Origin of the sequence: Maridesulfovibrio sp. FT414, from assembly GCF_050916235.1 — a bacterium.
In the GTDB taxonomy this organism is placed as follows: Bacteria; Desulfobacterota; Desulfovibrionia; order Desulfovibrionales; family Desulfovibrionaceae; genus Maridesulfovibrio.
This window is the reverse complement of record NZ_CP104854.1, coordinates 4,047,047-4,068,472: the sequence shown is the minus strand read 5'-3', so window position 1 is coordinate 4,068,472 and position 21,426 is coordinate 4,047,047. Positions and strand designations below refer to the sequence as shown.

Here is a 21,426-nt window from a genome sequence, read left to right as displayed (position 1 = left end):
ACACGACAATGGAAACACATAAGGATACATTCATGAATAATGACAAAGTGCTGCGAATTCTGGTTGTTCTTCCCCTGTATGGCGGTTCGCTGCCGGTGGGAAGGTTCTGCGTATCCGCACTAAGGGCAATGGGACATCTGGTCGAAGTGTTTGAAGCACCGGATTTTCACAGTGCCTACAATGCCATTGATGACTTGAAAATAACGGCTGACCGCCACCAATATATCCAAAACACCTTTCTTCAGATGCTATCTCAGGCGGTACTGGCAAAAGTCGAAACATTCGAGCCAGACATGGTTCTGGCCATGGCGCAGGCACCCTTGACTCATCAGGCTCTGAAACGAATGCGCAAGGATAATGTCAAAACCGCTATGTGGTTTGTGGAGGACTTCCGTCTTTTTACCTACTGGCAGAGCTTTGCACCTTTTTACGATGTATTTGCTGTTATTCAGAAAGAACCTTTTATTTCAGAGCTTAATAAAATCGGTGTCAATAATGTTTTGTACCTGCCGCTTGCCGCCCAGCCGGATTTTCACAGACCCATTGAACTGAATACCGGTGATGCCCGTAAATACGGTGGAGATGTTTCGTTCATGGGAGCGGGATATCCAAACCGCAGAATGGCCTTCCGTAAACTCATCCACCATGGACTTAAGATCTGGGGATCGGAATGGGATGGCGATCATGTGCTTGAACCCTACGTACAGCTTAACGGGCGCAGGGTTTCCTCTGAAGAATGCGTTAAAATATTCAACGGATCAAAAATCAACCTGAACCTGCACTCTTCAATTCATGCAGATCAACTTGTTAGCGGCGGAGACTTCATCAACCCCCGAACTTTTGAACTGGCGGCCTGTGGAGCTTTTCAGCTTGTGGACAGGCGAACCCTTATGGAAGATGCTTTTACAGAAGGAGAACTTGCCCATTTCGACAGTCTTGAAGACCTCGATCACAAGATCAGGTACTTCCTGGCCAACCCAGAGGAAAGACAGGCCTATGCCTCCCGCGGGAGGGAAAGAGTTCTTCGCGACCACACCTATACGGTCAGAATGCAGAGCCTGATTGATTTCACCGCTGAAACTTACCCCCAATGGCCTGCAGCAAGAAGCAATGATGATGTCTTCGGCCCTGATTTCCCGGAAGAATTGAAAAATGATACTATGCAGCTCATTAAAAAGCTTGGACTTCCAGTAAAAGTTGGTTTTGACGATCTGGTAAAGGCAGTCAGAGCGCAAAATGGTGAATTGAGCCCAATAGATACAGCAATTCTTTTTCTGGACGAGTGGAAAAGAATCTATAGCAAATAGAAACAACTGATTTATACTTTACTTTTATCATAATTCTGGAAATATAAATTTAGTATCGTCAAACCATGAGGGTATGCTAAGCCATTTTTATTTATAATATAATTTATCTGTAAAAGGGTGAGATTGATTTATGGCTACACTGTTTTCAGACAGAGGATTCAGCGGAAGCACAAAGATTACTTCTGATGAATTTTCAAAATTACGAGATATAATCTATGAGCTTTCCGGTATTTATTTACAGGATAACCGCCGGTTTTTGGTTGAAAACAGATTCGCCCACCGCCTGACCGAACTTAAACTCAAGAGTTATACTGAATACATTGCATATCTTCAAAATGGACTGAAGGGCAAAGCTGAAGAAATGAATATGCTGGAGCTCATAACTACCAATGAGACCAGTTTTTTCAGGGACAACCCACAGCTTACAGCCTTCCGTAATTATACACTCAAAGAGTTGATTGATGAAGGGAACAAGACAGGGCGGAGAGAAATCAGAATATGGTCTGCCGGTTGTTCTTCCGGCGAGGAACCATACACACTTTCCATAATCTTCCATGAAATGTTAAAGAATGACTTGAACAAATGGAGGATACGTATAACAGCGAACGACATTTCATCAAATGTGCTGGAAATGGCTAAACGGGGGGTCTACACTCGATACGCACTTAGAACGACACCGGCACCTATTGTGTCAAAATATTTCAGGGAAAGAGAAGGGGACATGTTTGAAGTCAACCCCGAAGTCAAACGGTTGGTCAACTTCGGGAAAATCAACCTCAACGACGATCGCTCAGTCAAATTGGTTCCAAAATCACATGTTGTATTCTGCCGAAATGTCATTATATATTTTGACAGGGAAATGAAGAAAAAGGTTCTGGAAGGTTTCCACAACAATTTATTACCCGATGGTCACCTGTATGTTGGACATTCCGAGTCTCTGCATATGATTACGAAAAATTTCAAGGCAATACAGCATTCAGGAGCCATCTCATATCGGAAACTCTGAACCGCTCCAACTCTGAGGTGAACTATGCAGACTGTGAACATTTATGACGCGACTCCCGGGATGATACTTGCAGCCGATATTACTCAATCCGGCAGATTGCTGCTTCCTGCCGGATCTGTCCTTACCAACAGTAATCTTGAAGTCTTCAAGAGAAAAGGCATCGAATCGGTATTAATAGTCACATCAGAAAATCAGGAACCGGACGAGCAGAGCATCGACCGGGCATTCATGTATGTTCGCGACTACTTCATGTTTGTAAACCATAACCATCCGGCAATCATTAAAATGTTTGACATAGCAGTGTACAAGACTGCTCTTAAATTGATGGAAGGGTGGAGACTGCCCACGCCGGAAGAACAAACCGTCGTCGATCTTGATGATATGCGAGACCTGTTTTACCGCGATGAAGGATCGGTTAAGGATGTTGTCGACGATGAACTAAAGATGGCCTCGTTTCCCGATATTTTCTTCAAAGTGAAGGATGCCGTTTCAGATCCACATACTTCCGCACAGCAGATTGCTGAAGTCGTGGGGCTTGATGTAGGCCTCTCCACGCAACTGCTAAAACTAGTAAACAGCCCACTTTACGGCTTTCCTTCAGAAATAGGATCACTTGTGCGCGCCGTAGCACTTATCGGCGGCAGAGAACTATGTACATTGGCGCTTGGGCTATCCACAATCGGCTATTTCAGGGATATTCCACCTGAACTGATAGATATGCGCTCCTTCTGGCTGCATTCATTGACTTGTGCTGTTTTCTGCAAGGTAATTGCCGAACAAATCGAAGGAGTTGGTCCAGAAGAAATGTTTACAGCCGGATTGCTGCATGACGTCGGAAGACTGATTTTATTCAAGAAAATGCCGTGCAGCGCGGTTCAGGCCATGATCTACGCGCGCGAAAATTTCATTCCGCTGGTAGAAGCTGAAGACATGATTCTGGGATTCAACCATACCGAAGTAGCACAGTCCATGTTTGAAAGATGGAATTTCCCCAAGTCGCTCATAGAAACAATCAGCCATCATCATAATCCCCAAAAAGCTGAAAACACAAAAGAGGCCGGAATACTGCAACTTGCTGACAATCTGGCCATTGCTGTCGGCATTGCAGATGGAGGCATGTACGTGCTGCCGGGTGTAGAAGATGGGTTGCTTGAACAACTGCAGGTGGATGAAGAACGCCTCGTTGAAGTAGTCAGGGACTACGACCAGCAGATCAAAGAAATTTTCAGTACTTTTTTTGATTAATATGACCATTGCGCTGGCACGGGTAAGCCTTACAATAAAGGCTTTTCTTAAACGTACTTTTTCCTAAGCTACACAAATAGGCTTCTGGCAGCTCTGCAAGAGTCATAATACCCCCGGCAAAGCCGGGGGCTTGTTTTTGTGAGCCACTCGAAGTGGCTTTAAGAACCGCCTAAAGGCGGAATTTCAATTGTTCAATCCGTTGGTCTTCTTTTTCCTGATTCCGAATGTACTCCCGAATCACTTTTTCATCACGACCCACGGTAGAAACAAAGTATCCTCTGGCCCAAAAGCTTTGCCCAGCGTAACCGCGTGCTCGGCCTTCGATTTCACGAGCAATATGAATTGCGCTCTTACCTTTTATAAAACCAACAACTTGGGCTACCGAATATTTGGGAGGGATAGCAATATACATATGCACATGATCGTTGCATAAGTGGCCTTCCAGAATCATACATTCGCGCTGTCGCGCAAGTTTATGAAAAACCTCGCCCAAGTAGTTTTTCAGTTTGCCAAACAACACCTTGCGTCGACATTTCGGTATCCACACAACATGATACTTGCAGTCCCATTTTGTATGGCATAGGCTTGAATTGCACTTCATAGAGCCTCTCCTCTGCTCACTTTGAGCAGCTCACAAGGAGAGGCTTTATATTACTCCCGCATAAGTCAAACTTTACTGGTCCCCCAGCATAGCTGGGGGGTTTCTCAGTGGACTAATTTGATGAGCTTTTCGTTTTGGCTATCTGATTGCCAACGGTGGCTAAAAGTATTTCAGCGAACACAGCATTCAGCGTCAGGGCAGGGCAGTTCGATCGTCACAGTTGTTCCTTTACCCGGACCGGGGCTTTCAATTTTCAATTGGCCCTGATGTTCAAATACAATCTTCTTTACACGTGAAAGTCCCATACCCACACCTTTAGCTTTAGTAGAAAAGAACGGATCAAGAACATGTTTTAGGTGGTGCTCGGCAATTCCCATTCCATGATCAATAATCCTGATAACTATGACCCCGCTCTTTCGTTCCACATTCACCAGTACATCGGTGACTTTTTCCGGAGTAAAATTGCTGGCATTCAGCAGCAGTTCTACAATTGCAATGTGAAATAACGTTCTTCCAATAAACAGCTTCTCGACAGAACATTCCAGCTTCATCTCAATGGATTCGCCGATGCGCTTTAAAATTCTGTTAGCATTTTCATGTGCTTCATTGAAAAGCTGAACTGTATCAACTTCAACGGGAACAGGTTTTGGAATCTCCGAATAATTCCTGACGGCAGCAACGAGCCCTTCGAGCTTCAATGCTTCTTCCGAAATAATCTGAACATCCTGTTTGAGAGGATCGCCCTCTGGTAGCTTCCGGGAAATTATATTTGCCATTCCCCCGATCACGGTAGTGGGGTTCAAAACCTGATGAGCAACAGCCTGAGCAAGTGAATCTAGTCCCTCAATCCGCTCCTTCTGTAGCTCGGCATTGCGGGAAAGGATTCTTTTCTCCCTTTGCTCGGCATTGTATATTTCAGTGATGTCTTCGAAGAGAAATACCATGCCCACGGTCTGGGCATTATCAGTCAGAAAGGATGACGTTATCGAAAGTCTTTTGGGGCATTCCCTACCTTTGATTTTGTAGGGTACAACATGTTTCAGTCCTATCGTCTGCTCATTTATAACATCCAGAATAACTTGATTGAATTCTGCGTTGGAGGTTTCATCTGTAATGAACAGTTCTCCCCATCCGAAACCTATATGTTTGTCACAGCTAAGATCAAGTATATTGCACACGGCTCTGTTGAGGTAGACGATTCTCCCCTCATGAGAAATGACCATCAACCCGACATCGATACTTTCAATAATATTTTCAACAACTAGAGAATTAAATGAAGCCATGACCGCATCCTGCTGAGAAGGTTTATTTATAACTATACATCCCTCGTCAGAGTCAGGCAATCACTATGAAAGATCTTTACTTCTTCCTGCCCGAAGGAGGAGGAACCTCGCTACGTTGCCGTATCGAACGCCGCTGTCCATGCAGCCAGGAATTTAGACGCGGCTCTTCTCCCTGCTCTTTAGGAACATAAAAAGTGCGATCAGAAATTTCAGGAGGTAGATAGTCCTGCTCCACATACCCCTTTGGAAAAGAATGAGGATATTTGTAATTGCGGCCATAACCCCATTCCTTTTGCAAGCTGGTTGTCGCATTACGAAGATGCAGTGGGACTGGAAGCATTCCATTCTGGCGAATTTCCTGCTTCACCGTGTGATAGGCGGCATAAGTACTGTTACTCTTTGGGGCGAGAGCGAGATAAACTACGGTCTCCGACATTGGGATAAATCCCTCAGGCATACCTATGAACTCAACTGCCTGCTGGCAGGAAACCGCAAGGGTCATGGCATAAGGGTCAGCCAGTCCAACATCCTCACCAGCGGAAATAATCAGTCTGCGGGTGATAAATTTCGGATCTTCACCGCTCTCAATCAAACACCCAAGGTAATAAAGCGCAGCATCCGGATCACTGCCGCGAATGGATTTGATCAGGGCGGAAGCTAACTCGTAATGGGAATCTCCGTCCCTGTCTCCCCGGATAACCGTATCGGGGAGGATGGAACGGAGTCTTTCAACCTCACGCTTTTCTTCAGGAAGGTGTGAGGTGTATTCCAGAAGGTTCAGCAGGGTACGCCCATCACCACCGGACAGAGAAGAAATAAGATTCAGGCTGTCAGCACTAAGTGAAAGGTCAAGCTCCTCACAGGCCCGTTTGCATATTGCGATCAGGTCAACTTTTGTTAACGGACGGAGCCGTAGAACATGCAACCGCGACAATAACTGACGGGTCACACTGAAGGAAGGGTTTTCGGTAGTGGTTGCGAGCAGGGTGATTTCGCCGGATTCCAATATTGGCAGAAAAAAATCCTGCTGCGCTTTGGAAAATCTGTGCAGCTCATCGAGAATGAGAATATCCATTCCGGCAAGCTGTTTACGAAGCGAGGCAATCCCGGCCTCCGGAGCACTGATTCGCACGAAATGACGCCCCGTTGATCTGGCCAGCAGAAGGGCAAGAGTTGATTTACCACAACCAGGAGGCCCGAAAAGTAACAGACTAGGCAACCGTTTGGAACGCTCAAAAGCTTCAATTCGCTCACGGATATGATTCTGCCCCACAAACTCGTCTATGTTATTGGGGCGTATGCGATCAGCCAGAGGCTGGTTGTCAGTCAATTCTAATTTCATTTGAAAGCCTCCGCCGGTTATTGATAACATTCATCTCGGGCAGTCAGACACTGTATGATAATGAATTCTGCCAGCAAAGACCTTTTAACTTCTCAATTATCAGTCTTAACCGTTCTTCTGTCTTTCCAGATATGCCGCACCCATGCAGAGCAGGGCGGCAGTCTCCCAGCGAAGGATGGACTTACCAAGACTACAAGGCTTGAATCCGTTATCCAGAAGCAATTCAGCTTCACGCTGACTGAAGCCGCCCTCAGGACCGATCACGGCAATGGTTGATTCCCTTCCAATATCGGAAAAATCAGGAAAATCGCTGGAATCGGCTTTTTCCCACAAAAAAAGTTTGTTGTCGTATCCGGAACAGGCTTCTATCAGTGTAGCCACGGATCCGGGCACGGTCTGTACATCCGGTAGCCACGGATTACCGCACTGCTTGGCTGCCGCAACCAATTTTTCTAGCCATGTATCCTTGTTTTCAACAGGAACCTTGCCCTGGCTGAATTCACTTTGAAAGAATATAAGTCCCTTTGCTTCCAATTCAACAGCTTTTTCAAGTATCCACCCGCGTCTTGATGACTTATTCCAACCAATAGCCAGAGTCAAACCTCTGGTGTCGGTACAACTGTCTTCTTCAATCTGATCCAGAACGGCATTTGATTTCGAAATTTCCGAGACAATAAAAAATCCTTCGCGTCCGCACCCATCAAAAAGACGGACTTTATCGCCCTGACGGGTCCGCAGGACCTTGGACATGTGCCTGGCTTCTCCACCCTCAAGAATGAAGGGTTCCTTCCAGTTTTCCGGTGCAAGATAAAATGAATTAAGTCGGGACATGAATTCAGCCCTCAGCTCCTTAAAAAACAAAATCCCCAAGCGGGGAATCCAGACGGGTTTGGCCAGAAGATTTCATCAAGGCGTGCCTACCGGGTCAGCCTGAAGCATCCGCGAACAGAGAAGCCCTCACGGACTCCCTGTTCGCGGTTTCATACGGATTAAGCTTCAAGATTGAGCAGATCTTCGTAGGTTTCCCTTCTGCGGGCTACGATGACCTCGTCTCCATCTACAATAATCTCGGCAGCTCTCAGGCGTGAGTTGTAGTTGGAAGACATGGAGAAACCGTACGCACCGGCAGAATAAACTGCCAACAGCTCACCCTGCTTCATCTCAGGAAGTTTGCGGTCCTTGGCAAGAAAGTCTCCGGACTCGCAGATGGGCCCTACAACATCGTAATCCACTTCCGGACGGGCGTTCTTAACAACTTCATCAATGGTATGGTGAGACTGGTACAGGGAAGGGCGTACCAGATCGTTCATTGCTGCATCCACAATAAGGAAATCCTTTGTGGGAGTCTTCTTGGTGTAGATGACTTCGGCAACGAGAATGCCTGCATTACCTGCGATAACACGGCCCGGTTCAAGGATCACTTTAAGTTTTTTTCCGGCGAGAGCCTTGCTGAGAGCTTCACCGAACTCTTTGGGATGAGGAGGAGTCTCAGCATCGTAGGTGATGCCCAGACCGCCGCCAAGGTCAAGGTGCTCAATCTCGACACCCATTTCATGAAGTTCGTCCCTGAATGCAAGCAGCTTGTCGAGGGCTTCAAGGAAAGGCTCAATAGTGGTCAGCTGTGAACCTATGTGGCAGTCCATGCCTACAGGGTTGATATTGGAAAGCTCTTTGGCTGTCTTGTAAGCTTCCTTTGCGGTTTCCATATCAAGGCCGAACTTGTTTTTCTTCATCCCGGTAGAAATATACGGATGGGTTTTGGGATCAACATCCGGGTTGATGCGGAAGCTGATGCGTGCAGTCTTGTTCATGGACGCAGCAACTTCGTTGATCTTGTGCATTTCAGATACGGATTCGACGTTGAACATGAGAATATCGGCCTTGAGGGCTTCTGCAATCTCATAAGCTTTTTTGCCCACACCGGAATACACGATCTTGCTGGAGGGAACACCGGCCTTAAGGGCGCGGAAAAGCTCACCGCCGGAAACAATGTCCATACCCGCGCCCTGTTCTGCAAGCAGCTTGAGAACGCTCAGGTTGGAGTTTGCCTTTACCGAGTAACAGGTCATGTGATCCAGACCGGTAAACGCGGAATCAAAGGCCTCAAAATGTCTACGCAGGGTAGCGGCGGAGTAGACATAAAGGGGAGTGCCATACTCATTGGCAAGTTCAGGAATGCTGATGTTTTCAGCGTGAAGAACATTATCTTTGAATTCAAAATGATGCATTGCGGAAAGGCTCCATATTTGGGATTAGGGTGCAGCTGTGTACACGTCGGAGATGACTACTCCGAGTGTGTCGTAGACGTTGCGTGCTACAACTCTCCAACGATAGCTTTTTGAGGGATCAAGTCCACATTCGCTGAATACGAAAGTGGGGCCGTCAGATTGAATACCTTCGGAACCGGGAACAAATTCTTTTCTGATTGCCGGGAAGAAAGGACAGGTGGGACAGCCTTCTCCGGGACCGGAACCGTCGGCTTGGAATTGAAGGCTCAAATTGTCTACATTTTTATATGCGCCGTCAACCTTTACTACCACTTTTAAGCATTCTCCGACCCTGCGCCCCTCGACTGAAGTGAAAGTGAACAGGTCATCACTTTTCTGTGGCGAAGGCCATTCCGAAACACCGCAGCCTGATCCGGCAAGAATAAATACCGCAAGGACAGCCAACAGCATTCTTTTTCCTAAAAACTGAAATTTCATCAATTGTCTCCCAGTGATTTTTTCCACTGATTAAGCAGAGTAAGGGCTTCTATAGGCGAAAGTCCGTTCACGTCAAGATTGCGCAATTCCTTTACAATCGCATGATCTTCAGGCGGAGCTTCCTTATTGCTGCTGCCGGAGCAGAGCATACCGGGCAGGATGGACTGCACAGCAGTTGTGCGCGGTGCATGTTCTCCGCTGGTTCTGGACTTTTCCTCCAGCTCAGCAAGAATCTCCCTTGCCCTGACTACTACAGGTTTGGGCACCCCGGCAAGCCTGGCTACTTCAATACCGTAACTCTTGTCAGCCGGGCCGGGAACCAGCCGTCGCAGGAAAAGAATGTCACCTTTCCATTCCCGAACAGCAATATTGAAATTGCGCAGTCCCTCGATAACACCTTCAAGGGAAGTCAGTTCGTGATAATGGGTGGCGAAAAGTGTCCTGATACCGCCCTTGGCCCGGCGGGAGAGTTCTTCAACGACGGCCCATGCAAGGGCAAGACCGTCAAAAGTGCTAGTCCCACGACCGATTTCATCAAGGATTACGAGACTGCGCATGGAAGCCTGCCGCAGGATGCGCGCTGTCTCCATCATCTCAACCATGAAAGTGGACTGTCCCTGCGCCAGATTGTCCGAAGCTCCGACCCTTGAAAAGACGCGGTCCATGAGTCCTATCCGGCCCTTACCGGCTGGAATGTATGACCCGATCTGCGCCATAATGCCCATAAGGGCCACCTGCCGCAGAACGGTTGATTTACCTGCCATGTTGGGGCCGGTAATGAGCAAAATCCGTCTTTTTTCATCAATGGTCAGTGAATTAGGAATATAGTTGGCCGATCCCTGAACAGCTTCAACGACCGGATGACGTCCCTCTTCAATAATGACTTCCATTCCGGCATGAACTTCCGGGCAGACCCAGCGGTTCACTCTGGCGGCTTCGGCCAGACCCTGCCAGAAATCAATTCCGGCGACCGCATCGGCCATGAACATAAATCTGCTGCGGTTGCCCGCGACCTCTTCACGAATTTTCTGGAACATGTTGTATTCCAAAGTCTTGCGCTTTTCAGAGGCGGAAAGAAGTTTTTCCTCAAGTTCCTTCAACTGCGGAGTAATGTACCGTTCACTGTTTACAAGAGTCTGACGACGTTCGAAATAATCAGGTACCTGTCCCTTAAAGGCCTTGGAAAGCTCAAAATAATAACCGAAAACCTTGTTGTAACCCAGCTTGAGTTTTGGCAGATCATTAACCTGTTTCTCATGCTCAAGCAGGTCTGAAAGGGTGGATTCACCGTGCTCGGTCAACTGGATAAGCTCATCGAGTTCGGAATTGAATCCGGTCTTGAACAGTCCGCCTTCAGTGATTACCGGCGGTGGACTATCTACAAGGGATTTCTCAAGCAGGTCTTCAACATCCCTCATATTGTCCCACTGCGAGACAATTGTACGCAGCTTTGGAGCCATAGCCCGACCGTCTTCCTCGCATGTACGGGTTGCGGTAATCAGAAACTCCTGAATTGGAGGCAGTGTCTTAAGGCTTTGACGAAGCCCGATGAAGTCCTTGGGGGTTGCCCGTCCGAGCACAACACGAGTGGAAAGACGTTCAAGATCGTAAACAGTTGCCAAAAGTTCCCGCACACGGGCTCTAAGAGAATCGTCCTCAAAAAAGAATGAAACAGCGCGCTGATTCTGTTCAATGGGAACGAGATCTCTCCACGGCTGCTTCAGGCGTTCGGCCAGAAGGCGTCCGCCCATGGGGGTGATTGTCTTATCGAGTACAGCCAGCAGAGTTCCGCGTCCTTTTCGACCATCAAGACGCTTGAAAAGTTCAAGGTTGCGCTCGGTAACCTCATCGAGAATCATGAATTTCGAAAGGTTAAGCACATTGAATTCGCCAAGATGGGTAAATTCCTGCATCTGTGTCTGCCGAAGATAAGCGAGAAGGGCTCCACAGGCCTGAGTCAGTTGCGGCTTATCCTCAAGGTCAAGAGATGCGAGGTCGGCCACTTTCTGTACTTCGAGGATTCTGTCCTGTGCGGACTTCAGGTTGAAATATCCGGCAGAAGGGGCAGGGGTGATGCGGGCATCAATGTCGCAGTACTGCGGAGGAATACCTTTACCCTGCGGAAGAATCATTTCGCGGGGATTGACTTTAAGGGCCCATTGCCAGAGCTCGGTTTCGTTCTTGCTTTGAAGTCCGCTCCACTGACCGGTTGAAAAATCCATCCAGGCCAATCCGCCGGAGGATTTGGATTCATCCCAGAGCAGGGCGGAGAGAAAATTGTTGGACTTGGCGCTAAGGGTGTCGTCTTCAATAACGGTTCCAGGCGTATAAACATAGGTTACCGCTCTTTTTACGAGCCCTTTCGCCTGTTTTGGATCCTCAATCTGGTCACAGATGGTAACTGTGAAACCCTTTTCAACCAGCTGAGAGATATAAGCCCGCGCAGCATGATGCGGGACACCGCACATGGGTATCTTGGATTCGGAATTGGGATTACGGCAGGTCAGGGTGATCTGAAGTTCCCGGGCCGCTACTTCGGCATCCTCGAAAAACAATTCATAGAAGTCCCCCATGCGAAAAAAAAGCAGGGAATCAGGATGCTCTTCCTTGATTTCAAGGTACTGCTGAAACATGGGGGTGAGTTTTTGTGTGCTCACAATAATATATGGGGCTTACTGGTTCAGTTCTTTACGGAACGTGATGGAGTGCCAACTGCGGCATCTCGGACAAATGAAAAATATTCTATCGCGCTTGATACCGCAACTTGAACAGGTAAATCTCTGTACTTTTCTGGCAATATTAACAAAAAATTCAAGTTGATTCTTAAAAGACGGGGTCAACTGCTGCTTGGTCTGGGCTATTCTGAACAGCTCCAGCCTAGCCAGCCAGAAATTCTGATTCAGCATCAGAGTCTTCTCCAGCCAGACTCCGGCCTCCTCTTCGCGACCGCAAAGCTGCAGCAGCCTTGCTCCGTAATAGTGCATGATCACGTCGGAATCTGATCTTTCAATTTCTTCAACCATCACTTTATAAAAGGGAAAGCTGCGATCCTGACTTTCATCCATTTTTGGTATCGGAGTGTCGCCGAAGACAAGAGAATCAGCCAGAAGCCCTTCAATCAGAACAAATCTCAATTTAATGGGAACCTGCGCAAGGGCTTCCTTGAAACGGGCGGTGAACTCCTCAAGAGAACCTTCTTTTTTTAGTCTGGTCAGAACCAGAAGCCAGGCCTCTGCGGAGTTGGGAGAAATTTTTAATGCCTTGCCCAAAGTACGGTGAGCCTTGGCGTCTTCACCTTCATTGAATTCATCTTCAGCCTGACGGGCAAGATAATGAGCCTCCTGAACAGGCTGGGCAAGGTCGGAATAAAAAGATGCAGCCTTTTCAAATTCGCGGCTTCGTGCTGCAATTTCAGCTAATTCAGTCAGAATTTCAGGAGAATCCCCCACAATTTCACGGGCTTTGTCAAATGCATTTACCGCCCGGTCCAGAAAACCGCCGCGACTGAAATCACGACCAAGTTCATAAAGGGCGCGGGCTTTGGTTTCAGGCGCAAGACCGGGGCGCAGAATAAGACTGTTCCTGATCTGGGCGGCACGCTCGATTTCACCCTGTGAGCGGTAAAGGTTACCCAGCGCAAGATAAATCTCGACGGCCTCGGGAATATCCTTGACCACCTTGCTAAGCTCATCAATGGCAGCACGGGTATCTGGCAGCCCGGTGCGACCTTTTGAATTCTCAGAAGAATAAGACGGTGCCCGATTATCGGACACCGTCTTTTTCTTTTTAAATACGCTTAAAATGGACACGTATACTCCATATTCATGTTCAGCTTAAGCCTGCTATTCGCTTTTTTCTTCAGCAGTTTCTGCTGCGGAGGGATAGTTACCTTCATCAAGAGGCATATTGCGAAGAGAGTTTACTTCCTGCTCAAGGTTGGCCATTCTGGTACGGCATGCGCGGAGCTGACCGGACAGACGGATTTTATCACCCATGAAGTAGAGCAGAGTGATTACAGCGCCGACCGCAAAAGCAGTCAGGATCAACAGGTAGTAAGGCAGTTCCTGGCTGGTGAACTTGTACTGTAAAAGTTCGATGGATAGAATAACGGTTTTTCCGAGTTCAGGGGTGTTCTGAACAAAGAAAACCATTGAAAAGAAAAACAGGATTACCAGAGCCAAAACCTTCAAGTAACGCATGAAACCCTCCTTAGTGTTACTCAGCGACAATACTGTCAAAAAACGGCTTGAGCCTTTTATAAGTTGAGGACAGGTGATCGGGAATTACGTTGGTTTCACCGAAAACCGCCATAAACGATGCATCCCCGTTCCAACGCGGAACGAGTTGAAAGTGAAGATGGGCGGCGATCCCAGCTCCTGCTGCTTCCCCTATATTCAAGCCGACATTTATACCTTGCGGATGACATGCCTTTTCAAGAATATTGCAGCATATTGTTATATACTTCATGATCTCAGAAGCTTCCACCTCTGCAAGATCAGTAAGCTTGCTAACATGCCTGTAAGGCGTAACCATCAGATGACAGTTATTGTATGGAAATTTATTCATAATCACAAAGCAGTGTGCAGCCCTGTGCAGAACCAGTCTTTCCACGTCTTCATCCGTGTTTTCAGGAATACAGAAAACACACTCATCAGGCTTTGGACCAAGAATATAGTCCATTCGCCATGGTGCCCATAATACTTCCATATACAAATCAGCCTTTACAGTATCTTAACTAAACCGGCAAAAGCACCGGTTATTAGGCCTGATATTGAACAACAGGCATAAAGCTGCTGTGTTTTATCAAACAATATTAAATCCCACTAATTAAATACCAGCTAATTTTCAACAACTAATATGGAAAATGCCTCTTTTTACGAAAAAACGTCATTAGAGGGCATTATTCCAGACTAACTGAAAAGTGTGCATGTTCTACACGGGTTACAGCCCAAGAGCAAGCAAAACCCCGTTTTTTTATGTACCTGATACTTTTTCTAAAGTAACATTCATAATATGTTACATCTTTAGTGAATCACCTTTCATGAAAGTGCCGCGATTTCTTTCCGCAAAAAAGCCAACTGCTCATCACGGCCTCTGAGGTCTCCATCAAGAACCGCAAGCTTTACGCGACTTAGTAAATGCGAATAGTGAGGACCGGGTTCCAGTCCAAGCTGTTTGATGTCCTCACCGGTTACATCTACCTGCTTGAGACGCAGACTTGTCAGATACTGGGATACATATTTCTTTATCATTTCACGCTTAGCCCTTGCCATTATGAAAAGCACGCCCTCAAGCGGCACGGGATTAAGTATGTCATATACCTCACTGGGCTTAAGTTCCTGCTTGATATTCATGATATTTCCAGCTGCCCAGAAAATCGTATCCCGCAGATGGACAAACTCACGCCGCTCACTGGGAGAAAAGCTGAAGCGATCATAAATCTGCTCCATTTTCGCCTTGGAAATCCCCATGCATATCCCGAGAAAATATGCCTTCCAAACCACAATAGGCGGATCGAGATAAAGAAGGCTGTACCAGCTCAACACCTTCTCAAGCTCACCAAGAACCTGGATGCGTGAAGCGTTGAGCTCCAAAAGAGGATGTACGGCCTCCAGCACACCCAGCTCATTAAGACGCTGTATACTGGACTGAACTGCATCTTCATTAAGTATATGCTTGAATTCATGCATCAACCTATAGCCGGAAAGCTTGTTGATAAGATTAAGCTTCAACGCATTCCTGATCAGGCTCAAGGTCTGACCTCCGATCCTGAATCCATAACGCTGCTCAAAACGTACTGCGCGCATTATTCGCGTCGGGTCTTCAACGAAGCTAAGGGCATGCAGCACACGGATTGTCCTGTCCTTGAGATCTCGTTGCGAACCGAAAAAGTCCACGAGTTTTCCGAAACTGGAGGGATTTATGTGTACCGCCAGTGCGTTGATGGTGAAATCCCGGCGGTACAAATCCATTTTAATGGATGAAAGCTCAACTGTCGGCAGGGCGGCCGGATACTCATAATATTCAAGCCGTGCAGTAGCAACGTCTACACGCTGTCCATCAGGAAGGATTACCACTGCGGTTTTGAATTTACGATGATACTTTGCTCTGCCATTCATTCTCTGGGCCAGCTTTTTGGCGAAGGCGATCCCGTCTCCTTCTACCACCAAGTCCAGATCATAGTTTGTTTTTGTAAGTAGAACATCGCGCACAAATCCGCCAACAACATAGGCTTCTGTTCCGAGTTCCGCGGCCATATCGCCGGCGGTCTCTAGAATGTTGAGCAATTTGTGAGGCAGCCGGTTGCGCATGATATTACGGATGTTACGCTCCTGCTTCTTGTCCGGAAACAGGGATTCAGGAATACGTGCCGGGTCCTTAACCAACAGGTTGATTAGATCGGTGCGTGTCACCACAGCGATTATGCGGTCATTTTCGACAACAGGAACCAGCCTCTGCTTCTGCCCCAGAATAATTTCCATGACCCGATGCAAACCGGAATCTACTTTAATAGAAGAGAACGGGTGCTGCATGTAGATTTCCACTTCAACATCGCCAAGGTTATGCGACAGGGCCTTGTCGGCAGTTTTCTGCTCCAGAATACCCACAACCCGCATATTTTCCATGGAATCCACGACCGGGACACCTTTCAGACTGTACTGGGTCATGCGTTCCACAGCCTGCCGGATAGTCATGTTGCGCGGAATTGTCACCGGCTGTCTGGACATAATAGTTTCCACACTCAACTGTGGAGAAACCGTGGAGTAGAGCAGGGCGAACAGCTCATCTCTTACTTCGGCAAGAGTCCTGTCCTTGATGGTGGCCGATGCAGCATAGAGGTGCCCGCCACCGCCGAAGTTGGAACATATTGCCCCGACATCAATATCCGGGGTCCGGGAGCGTGCGACAAGATGAATCCGGTCATTCATGCGGGCCAGAGCAAACAGAACCTTTATATTTTCAACATCCATAAATTTATGGACCAGAACAGAGAAATCTCCAACATAATCCGGAGTGCTGATCTCGGAGATGACTACATCCAAATCATTAATTGTATAGTTGGTCGCCCCTTCGAGCAGACGACCAAGAAGAGTTATCTGTTGAGAAGTGAGGTCCCGGTTCAAAAGATCGGTTATGACATCAAGCTCCATGCCGTTTTTAAGCAACCATTTTCCGGCTTCGAAATCATGTTCGGTGGTTGAATTGAACCCGAAAGAGCCGGTGTCCTCATAAAGCCCCAGCCCCATGATCGTAGCTTCTTCCTGATTGATCTCTATTCCGCGGTCACGGATTTCGTGGGACAGGATGGCCACGCTTGATCCCCATGGCTTCTTAATCAGAATCTCGGGCTCAAGGTCACATTCTGATTTCATGTGGTGATCATAAACATGAATTCGCAGACCGGGATTATCAAGAATAGGGTGGACATGAAGAATTCTTTTTTTTCTGGAAGTGTCTACAACCACAAGCAGCTTGACTGAATCCTTGTCTATCTCCTTTAACTGCTTGAAGTTAAAGAAGTATGTTGCGCTTTCCATATAAAAATTGCGCAGATTTTTTTCCTGACTGCCCGGAAAAATAAGTGTGGCGTCCGGATAAAGCTTTCCGGCAGCTACGATAGCGGCAAGACAATCGAAATCGGCATTTACATGCCCTGTAATTATCGTTTCCGCCTTAATCAGCTCATCATTTTTTGACATTCTTAAAATCTCACATTACAGAACGTGGGTGAAAGCGTTTGTGGAGTTGGACCAATCTTCCAGCTTGAATATGTGTGTATATTTCAGTAGCATTGATGTCCGAATGACCGAGAAGCAACTGGACTGTACGCAGGTCCGCACCGCCATCCAGCAAGTGGGTGGCAAAAGAATGCCTGAAAGTGTGCGGAGATATTGCCCGTTTGATCCCAGCATCCAAAGCGTACTTCTTAATCATTTTCCAGACCCCCTGTCGGGTCAATCCCTTGCCGGATCTGTTGAGAAAAACATTTTTGACTTTGGGATTAAAGGCAGGACGCCAATCTCTAATGTATTGGTTTAAGAAATTTTGCGCCACATAGTGAATCGGCACCAGCCGTTCTTTTGATCCTTTGCCGAAGATGATGAGTACACCGGTCTGCGGGTCGAAATCCTCAATTTTAAGGTCGACCAGCTCCGACACCCTCATCCCGGCCGCATATAACAGCTCCAACATTGTCCGGTCCCTGTACCCGAGTTTTTCGGTCAGAACGGGCAGGGCAAGCATGCGACCAACTTCTTCCGGTGAAAGGAATTCAGGTATTTTTCTGGGGAGTTTCGGATTTTCCAGCAGAATTGCGGGGTTATCTTTAATAAAGCCTCGCGACGTGCAGAATGCGAAAAATCCTCTCAAAGATGAAAGATGTCTCGCAAGTGAGGTTGATTTCAAGGCTTTGGACCTCAGGTACGTGAGGTAGAGCAGCAGTGTCTGACCGGTGGCGTCCTCTATACCAGCCGATCTTTCTTCCAGAAAGGCTTGAAAAGACTCCAAATCACTCAGATACCCGTCAAGACTGTTTTCGGAAAGCCCCCGTTCTATGAGCAGGTGCTCCAGATAGCGGTCAATCCATTGGTGTTTTACGGATGTTTTGTTCTCGTTTTCAGTCATATGGATTATTCTTTACACCGATGACTGCATCTGCTCAAGCTGATTGACAGAGCAAACAAGCCCAATTAAACAGTATCGATAATAATTTAACCTAAATTCCTAAGGAGTATATCGAAATGCCAGAATTCAAACTTGCCGACAGGCTTGCCACCCTCCCGCCTTATCTCTTCGCTGAAATTGACAGGCTCAAGCAGGAAGTTGCTGCCCAGGGTGTCGATATCATCAGCCTCGGCATCGGAGATCCTGACCTTCCGACTCCCGATTTCATCATCGAAGCCCTTTACAAGGCAGCGCAGAATCCGGTCAACCACCAGTATCCTTCATACGTAGGACTCCTGACCTTCCGCCAGGCTGTTGCAGACTGGTACAAACAGCGATTCAATGTCGACCTCGACCCCAAGACCGAAGTTGTATCCCTCATCGGTTCAAAGGAAGGCATCGCTCACTTTCCGCTCGCATTTGTAAACCCCGGCGACCTCGTTCTGGTGGCATCTCCTAACTACCCGGTATATCCAGTGGCTTCCGGCTTCGCTGGCGCCGTAGTTGAAATCATGCCGCTGCTTGAAGAAAATGACTTCCTGCCCGACCTTGATGCGATTGATGACACTAAATGGGATAAAGCCAAAATTATCTTCGTCAACTACCCCAACAATCCTACTTCTGCCACTGCTACTCCTGAATTTTACGAAAAGCTGGTCGCCAAAGCTACCAAGCACAATGTCATCATCGTCGCTGATGCCGCGTACACTGAAGTATACTATGATGATAACAAAAAACCCATCTCCATTCTGGAAACCCCCGGTGCCAAAGAAGTTGCGATCGAATTCCACTCCCTGTCCAAAACCTACAACATGACCGGATGGCGCTGCGGCATGGCTGTCGGTAACCCCACTCTGGTGGCCGGTCTTGGAAAAATTAAGGAAAATGTCGACTCCGGCATCTTTCAGGCTGTACAGGAAGCCGGAATTGTTGCACTTAAAGAGGGCGAACCTTATGTAAAGGAATTCCGCAAGATCTATAAAGAGCGTCGTGACTGCGTTATCGAAGCCCTTGAAAAGATCAACATTTCCTGCAAGGTGCCCGATGCGTCCATTTTCGTATGGGCAAAAACTCCGACAGGATACACTTCTTCCGAATTTGTATCCAAGCTCCTGCGGGAAACCGGTGTGGTAGTTACCCCCGGCAACGGTTTCGGCGCTGCCGGAGAAGGGTACTTCAGAATTTCACTGACGGTTGATACCGAAAGACTCAAGGAGGCAGTATCACGGATATCCAAACTGTAAAGGTCTACGTCAGTCTTGGTTCAAATATCGGAGACACAGAAGATAATCTGAACCAGGCCGTGGCCAGACTTGAAAAATACGATGGAATTGACCCTGAAGTATGGTCTGAAACTTATGAGACAGAACCTCAGGGACTAAAAGACCAACCGTGGTTCAGCAATCAGATTGTACGCTTTGCTGTTGATCCTGAACTTTGGTCTGCCGAAGGTTTCCTTTCAACGCTCCAGGCAGTGGAAGGGCAGATGGATCGGGTAAGGGGAGAGGTAAACGGCCCGAGAACGATCGATCTGGACATTGTCCTCTTTGGCGACCGGGTCATCAACAGCGGTGAGTATCTGACGGTGCCCCATCCACGGGCACTGGATAGAGCTTTTGTCCTCCATCCGCTGGCCGAAATAGATCCAGAATTGGTTTTTCCAGATGGAACAACCGTTGTCGAAGCTCTCAACAGGATTACGTACCGTATTGACGGTAAACGAATCTATCAGGATTAATTCTCAGGCCGCATCTGCTACAGGTGCGGCCTGTTCTGTTTTGAGGTAAATCATGATTAAATTTGTAGTTATCGCCATTGCCGCTTTTGTTTTATGGAAGCTATTCAGCGGCGATCAGATGAAGAAGAACGAGAAAGCCGAGAAAGTGCGCGAAAAGGAAATTAAAGCCGGTGAAATGGTCAAAGATCCTATCTGCGGAACTTATGTCAGAAAAGACGGAGACATCAGAGTTCGTAACGGCGAAAAGGTTGAATGCTTCTGTTCCTACGAATGCCGGGATAAATACATCAAACGTCTGGAAGGCGAGAAGTAGCGCCGAAGCGACGAGTTCGTGAAAAATTTATGGAAATGCCCTTTTGAGTTGAATTCAAAAGGGCATTTCCAATTGAGAAACAGGGGCAGGGGAGTCCTCTATGAAAATTTATCTGAAATCATGTTCATTATTTGAAGTAAAAAAATCCCTCGACTACCGACTCATTGACGGCGTTTATCTAGTTTCCGAAAAGGAAGCAGAGCCGTGCATTGCACCTGACAGTGACATGTCTGCGATAATTCAGAGCATGCACGGACCGGTTTTTCTCCGGGCAATGGGAGAATCAGCCGAGGACATCCTTGAAGACACAAGGGAACTGATGAAGTCAGGGCCAAATATTGTCATAAGAATTAAAGCAAATCTTGAAGGATTCAAAGCCTGTTCACACCTGGCTGAACGGGATATTATGGTTGCCGTTGACGGAATTGAAACGCTGGCCCAAGGGGTTCTAGCCGCAAAATCAGGTGCGCAGTACATAATTTTCTCAACGCCGGTACTGCGTACGCGAGACAAATTCGACAGCATGACCATGGAAAAATGTGCGAAATTAACGAGGGATATTTCTCCAAATTGCCAGCTTGTTGCGGGTAATATTTCAGATGAAGATTTATTGAACATGGCCATCAGACATGGGTCCGGAGCACTTGAACTGAGCTACAGGCAATTACTAAAAATGACTGATCCTGCCAGATAACTGACTTATATCAAGCCAGTTCCAGCTGAACGAATCTGAATCCCTGAACGTATGGTTTGCGTTCAGGGATTTTTTATGTGCTTTAATGATTAGCTATAAACCTCGTATAAATTCTCCGGGCCATGATGTCAAAATTTCCTAAAAACCGCTTAGAAGACAAATTTGGACGACGTTACTTAGAGACGGATTAAGGTTATTTAAGAAGTCCAATCGACTTCGCCAAAACATAGAAGCAAATTCAGGACAGACCAAGCCAGAAGCTGTCGTTAAGATTTGATACAATGAGTTTGGAACGAGGTAAAAATATAAATTTCATAAAATACCATTATTTCAGCGCATTACACATATGTCTCATAATGTAAATTATGTAAACTTTACTCAAAATCAATTCTAACTATCTTCGTGCAGCCTTGAATCACCCCAAATAAATCGATAATCTACTTTTATTTTAAATATTAAAATTCATTATGTTATAGATTAACCATATTTTAAATCTGGTTGAAACCAACAATTTCATGAACATCTCGC

At 47.0% G+C, this 21,426-nt stretch carries 19 protein-coding genes; 7 read left to right on the top strand and 12 right to left on the bottom strand.

What is annotated here, in order from left to right:
- Nucleotides 1-32: 32 nt before the first annotated feature.
- From N7E73_RS18055 to N7E73_RS18045, 3 genes are all read left to right on the top strand, one after another.
- Nucleotides 33-1,307: a CgeB family protein gene (locus N7E73_RS18055; RefSeq protein ID WP_432736319.1), complete on the top strand. Its 1,275-nt coding sequence runs from the start codon at nucleotides 33-35 to the stop codon at nucleotides 1,305-1,307.
- 130 nt (nucleotides 1,308-1,437) lie between these two features.
- Nucleotides 1,438-2,313, top strand: coding sequence for a CheR family methyltransferase (locus N7E73_RS18050; protein WP_432736318.1), 876 nt, complete (start codon nucleotides 1,438-1,440; stop codon nucleotides 2,311-2,313).
- A 24-nt stretch (nucleotides 2,314-2,337) separates the two neighbouring features.
- Nucleotides 2,338-3,558, top strand: coding sequence for an HDOD domain-containing protein (locus N7E73_RS18045; protein ID WP_432736317.1), 1,221 nt, complete (start codon nucleotides 2,338-2,340; stop codon nucleotides 3,556-3,558).
- 169 nt (nucleotides 3,559-3,727) lie between these two features.
- Here the strand turns inward: N7E73_RS18045 and tnpA are convergent, their stop codons facing one another.
- The 12 genes from tnpA to xerD all read right to left on the bottom strand — a co-directional run bounded on the left by tnpA (nucleotide 3,728) and on the right by xerD (nucleotide 18,114).
- On the bottom strand, nucleotides 3,728-4,159 hold the full coding sequence (gene tnpA, locus N7E73_RS18040; RefSeq protein WP_432734677.1) for an IS200/IS605 family transposase: 432 nt from the start codon (nucleotides 4,157-4,159) through the stop codon (nucleotides 3,728-3,730).
- Between the two features lie 170 nt (nucleotides 4,160-4,329).
- Nucleotides 4,330-5,502 carry a sensor histidine kinase gene (locus tag N7E73_RS18035; protein ID WP_432736316.1) on the bottom strand — a complete coding sequence of 391 codons (1,173 nt, stop codon included), beginning with the start codon at nucleotides 5,500-5,502 and terminating at the stop codon, nucleotides 4,330-4,332.
- 16 nt (nucleotides 5,503-5,518) lie between these two features.
- Nucleotides 5,519-6,784, bottom strand: a complete 1,266-nt coding sequence (locus N7E73_RS18030) for a replication-associated recombination protein A (protein ID WP_432736315.1) — start codon at nucleotides 6,782-6,784, stop codon at nucleotides 5,519-5,521.
- Between the two features lie 105 nt (nucleotides 6,785-6,889).
- Nucleotides 6,890-7,615 carry a 16S rRNA (uracil(1498)-N(3))-methyltransferase gene (locus N7E73_RS18025; RefSeq protein ID WP_432736314.1) on the bottom strand — a complete coding sequence of 242 codons (726 nt, stop codon included), beginning with the start codon at nucleotides 7,613-7,615 and terminating at the stop codon, nucleotides 6,890-6,892.
- A 158-nt stretch (nucleotides 7,616-7,773) separates the two neighbouring features.
- Nucleotides 7,774-9,012, bottom strand: a complete 1,239-nt coding sequence (gene lysA / locus N7E73_RS18020) for a diaminopimelate decarboxylase (RefSeq protein WP_432736313.1) — start codon at nucleotides 9,010-9,012, stop codon at nucleotides 7,774-7,776.
- 24 nt (nucleotides 9,013-9,036) lie between these two features.
- Nucleotides 9,037-9,462: a hypothetical protein gene (locus tag N7E73_RS18015; RefSeq protein ID WP_432736312.1), complete on the bottom strand. Its 426-nt coding sequence runs from the start codon at nucleotides 9,460-9,462 to the stop codon at nucleotides 9,037-9,039.
- 26 nt (nucleotides 9,463-9,488) lie between these two features.
- A complete protein-coding gene (mutS, locus tag N7E73_RS18010) occupies nucleotides 9,489-12,146 on the bottom strand; it encodes a DNA mismatch repair protein MutS (protein WP_432736311.1) in 2,658 nt (885 codons plus the stop codon).
- Between the two features lie 15 nt (nucleotides 12,147-12,161).
- Nucleotides 12,162-13,262, bottom strand: a complete 1,101-nt coding sequence (locus tag N7E73_RS18005; protein ID WP_432736310.1) for a tetratricopeptide repeat protein — start codon at nucleotides 13,260-13,262, stop codon at nucleotides 12,162-12,164.
- A gap of 69 nt (nucleotides 13,263-13,331) precedes the next feature.
- On the bottom strand, nucleotides 13,332-13,688 hold the full coding sequence (locus N7E73_RS18000; protein WP_432736309.1) for a LapA family protein: 357 nt from the start codon (nucleotides 13,686-13,688) through the stop codon (nucleotides 13,332-13,334).
- Nucleotides 13,689-13,704: 16 nt separating this feature from the next.
- Nucleotides 13,705-14,196: an HIT family protein gene (locus tag N7E73_RS17995; protein ID WP_432736308.1), complete on the bottom strand. Its 492-nt coding sequence runs from the start codon at nucleotides 14,194-14,196 to the stop codon at nucleotides 13,705-13,707.
- Nucleotides 14,197-14,528: 332 nt separating this feature from the next.
- Entirely contained in the window at nucleotides 14,529-17,189 is a 2,661-nt protein-coding gene (locus tag N7E73_RS17990; protein ID WP_432736307.1) for a CBS domain-containing protein, read from the bottom strand.
- A gap of 10 nt (nucleotides 17,190-17,199) precedes the next feature.
- Nucleotides 17,200-18,114: a site-specific tyrosine recombinase XerD gene (gene xerD, locus N7E73_RS17985; RefSeq protein WP_432736306.1), complete on the bottom strand. Its 915-nt coding sequence runs from the start codon at nucleotides 18,112-18,114 to the stop codon at nucleotides 17,200-17,202.
- A gap of 116 nt (nucleotides 18,115-18,230) precedes the next feature.
- Here xerD and N7E73_RS17980 point away from each other — a divergent pair, with 116 nt between their 5' ends.
- The 4 genes from N7E73_RS17980 to N7E73_RS17965 all read left to right on the top strand — a co-directional run bounded on the left by N7E73_RS17980 (nucleotide 18,231) and on the right by N7E73_RS17965 (nucleotide 20,898).
- Nucleotides 18,231-19,397 carry an LL-diaminopimelate aminotransferase gene (locus N7E73_RS17980; protein WP_432736305.1) on the top strand — a complete coding sequence of 389 codons (1,167 nt, stop codon included), beginning with the start codon at nucleotides 18,231-18,233 and terminating at the stop codon, nucleotides 19,395-19,397.
- Nucleotides 19,376-19,891, top strand: coding sequence for a 2-amino-4-hydroxy-6-hydroxymethyldihydropteridine diphosphokinase (gene folK, locus N7E73_RS17975; protein WP_432738887.1), 516 nt, complete (start codon nucleotides 19,376-19,378; stop codon nucleotides 19,889-19,891). Before N7E73_RS17980 ends, folK begins: the two co-directional genes overlap by 22 nt.
- A 52-nt stretch (nucleotides 19,892-19,943) precedes the next feature.
- The gene (locus tag N7E73_RS17970) at nucleotides 19,944-20,204 is read left to right on the top strand and encodes a transcriptional regulator (protein ID WP_432736304.1); all 261 of its coding nucleotides are present in this window, start codon (nucleotides 19,944-19,946) and stop codon (nucleotides 20,202-20,204) included.
- 100 nt (nucleotides 20,205-20,304) lie between these two features.
- A complete protein-coding gene (locus N7E73_RS17965; RefSeq protein WP_432736303.1) occupies nucleotides 20,305-20,898 on the top strand; it encodes a transaldolase family protein in 594 nt (197 codons plus the stop codon).
- Nucleotides 20,899-21,426 lie beyond the last annotated feature (528 nt).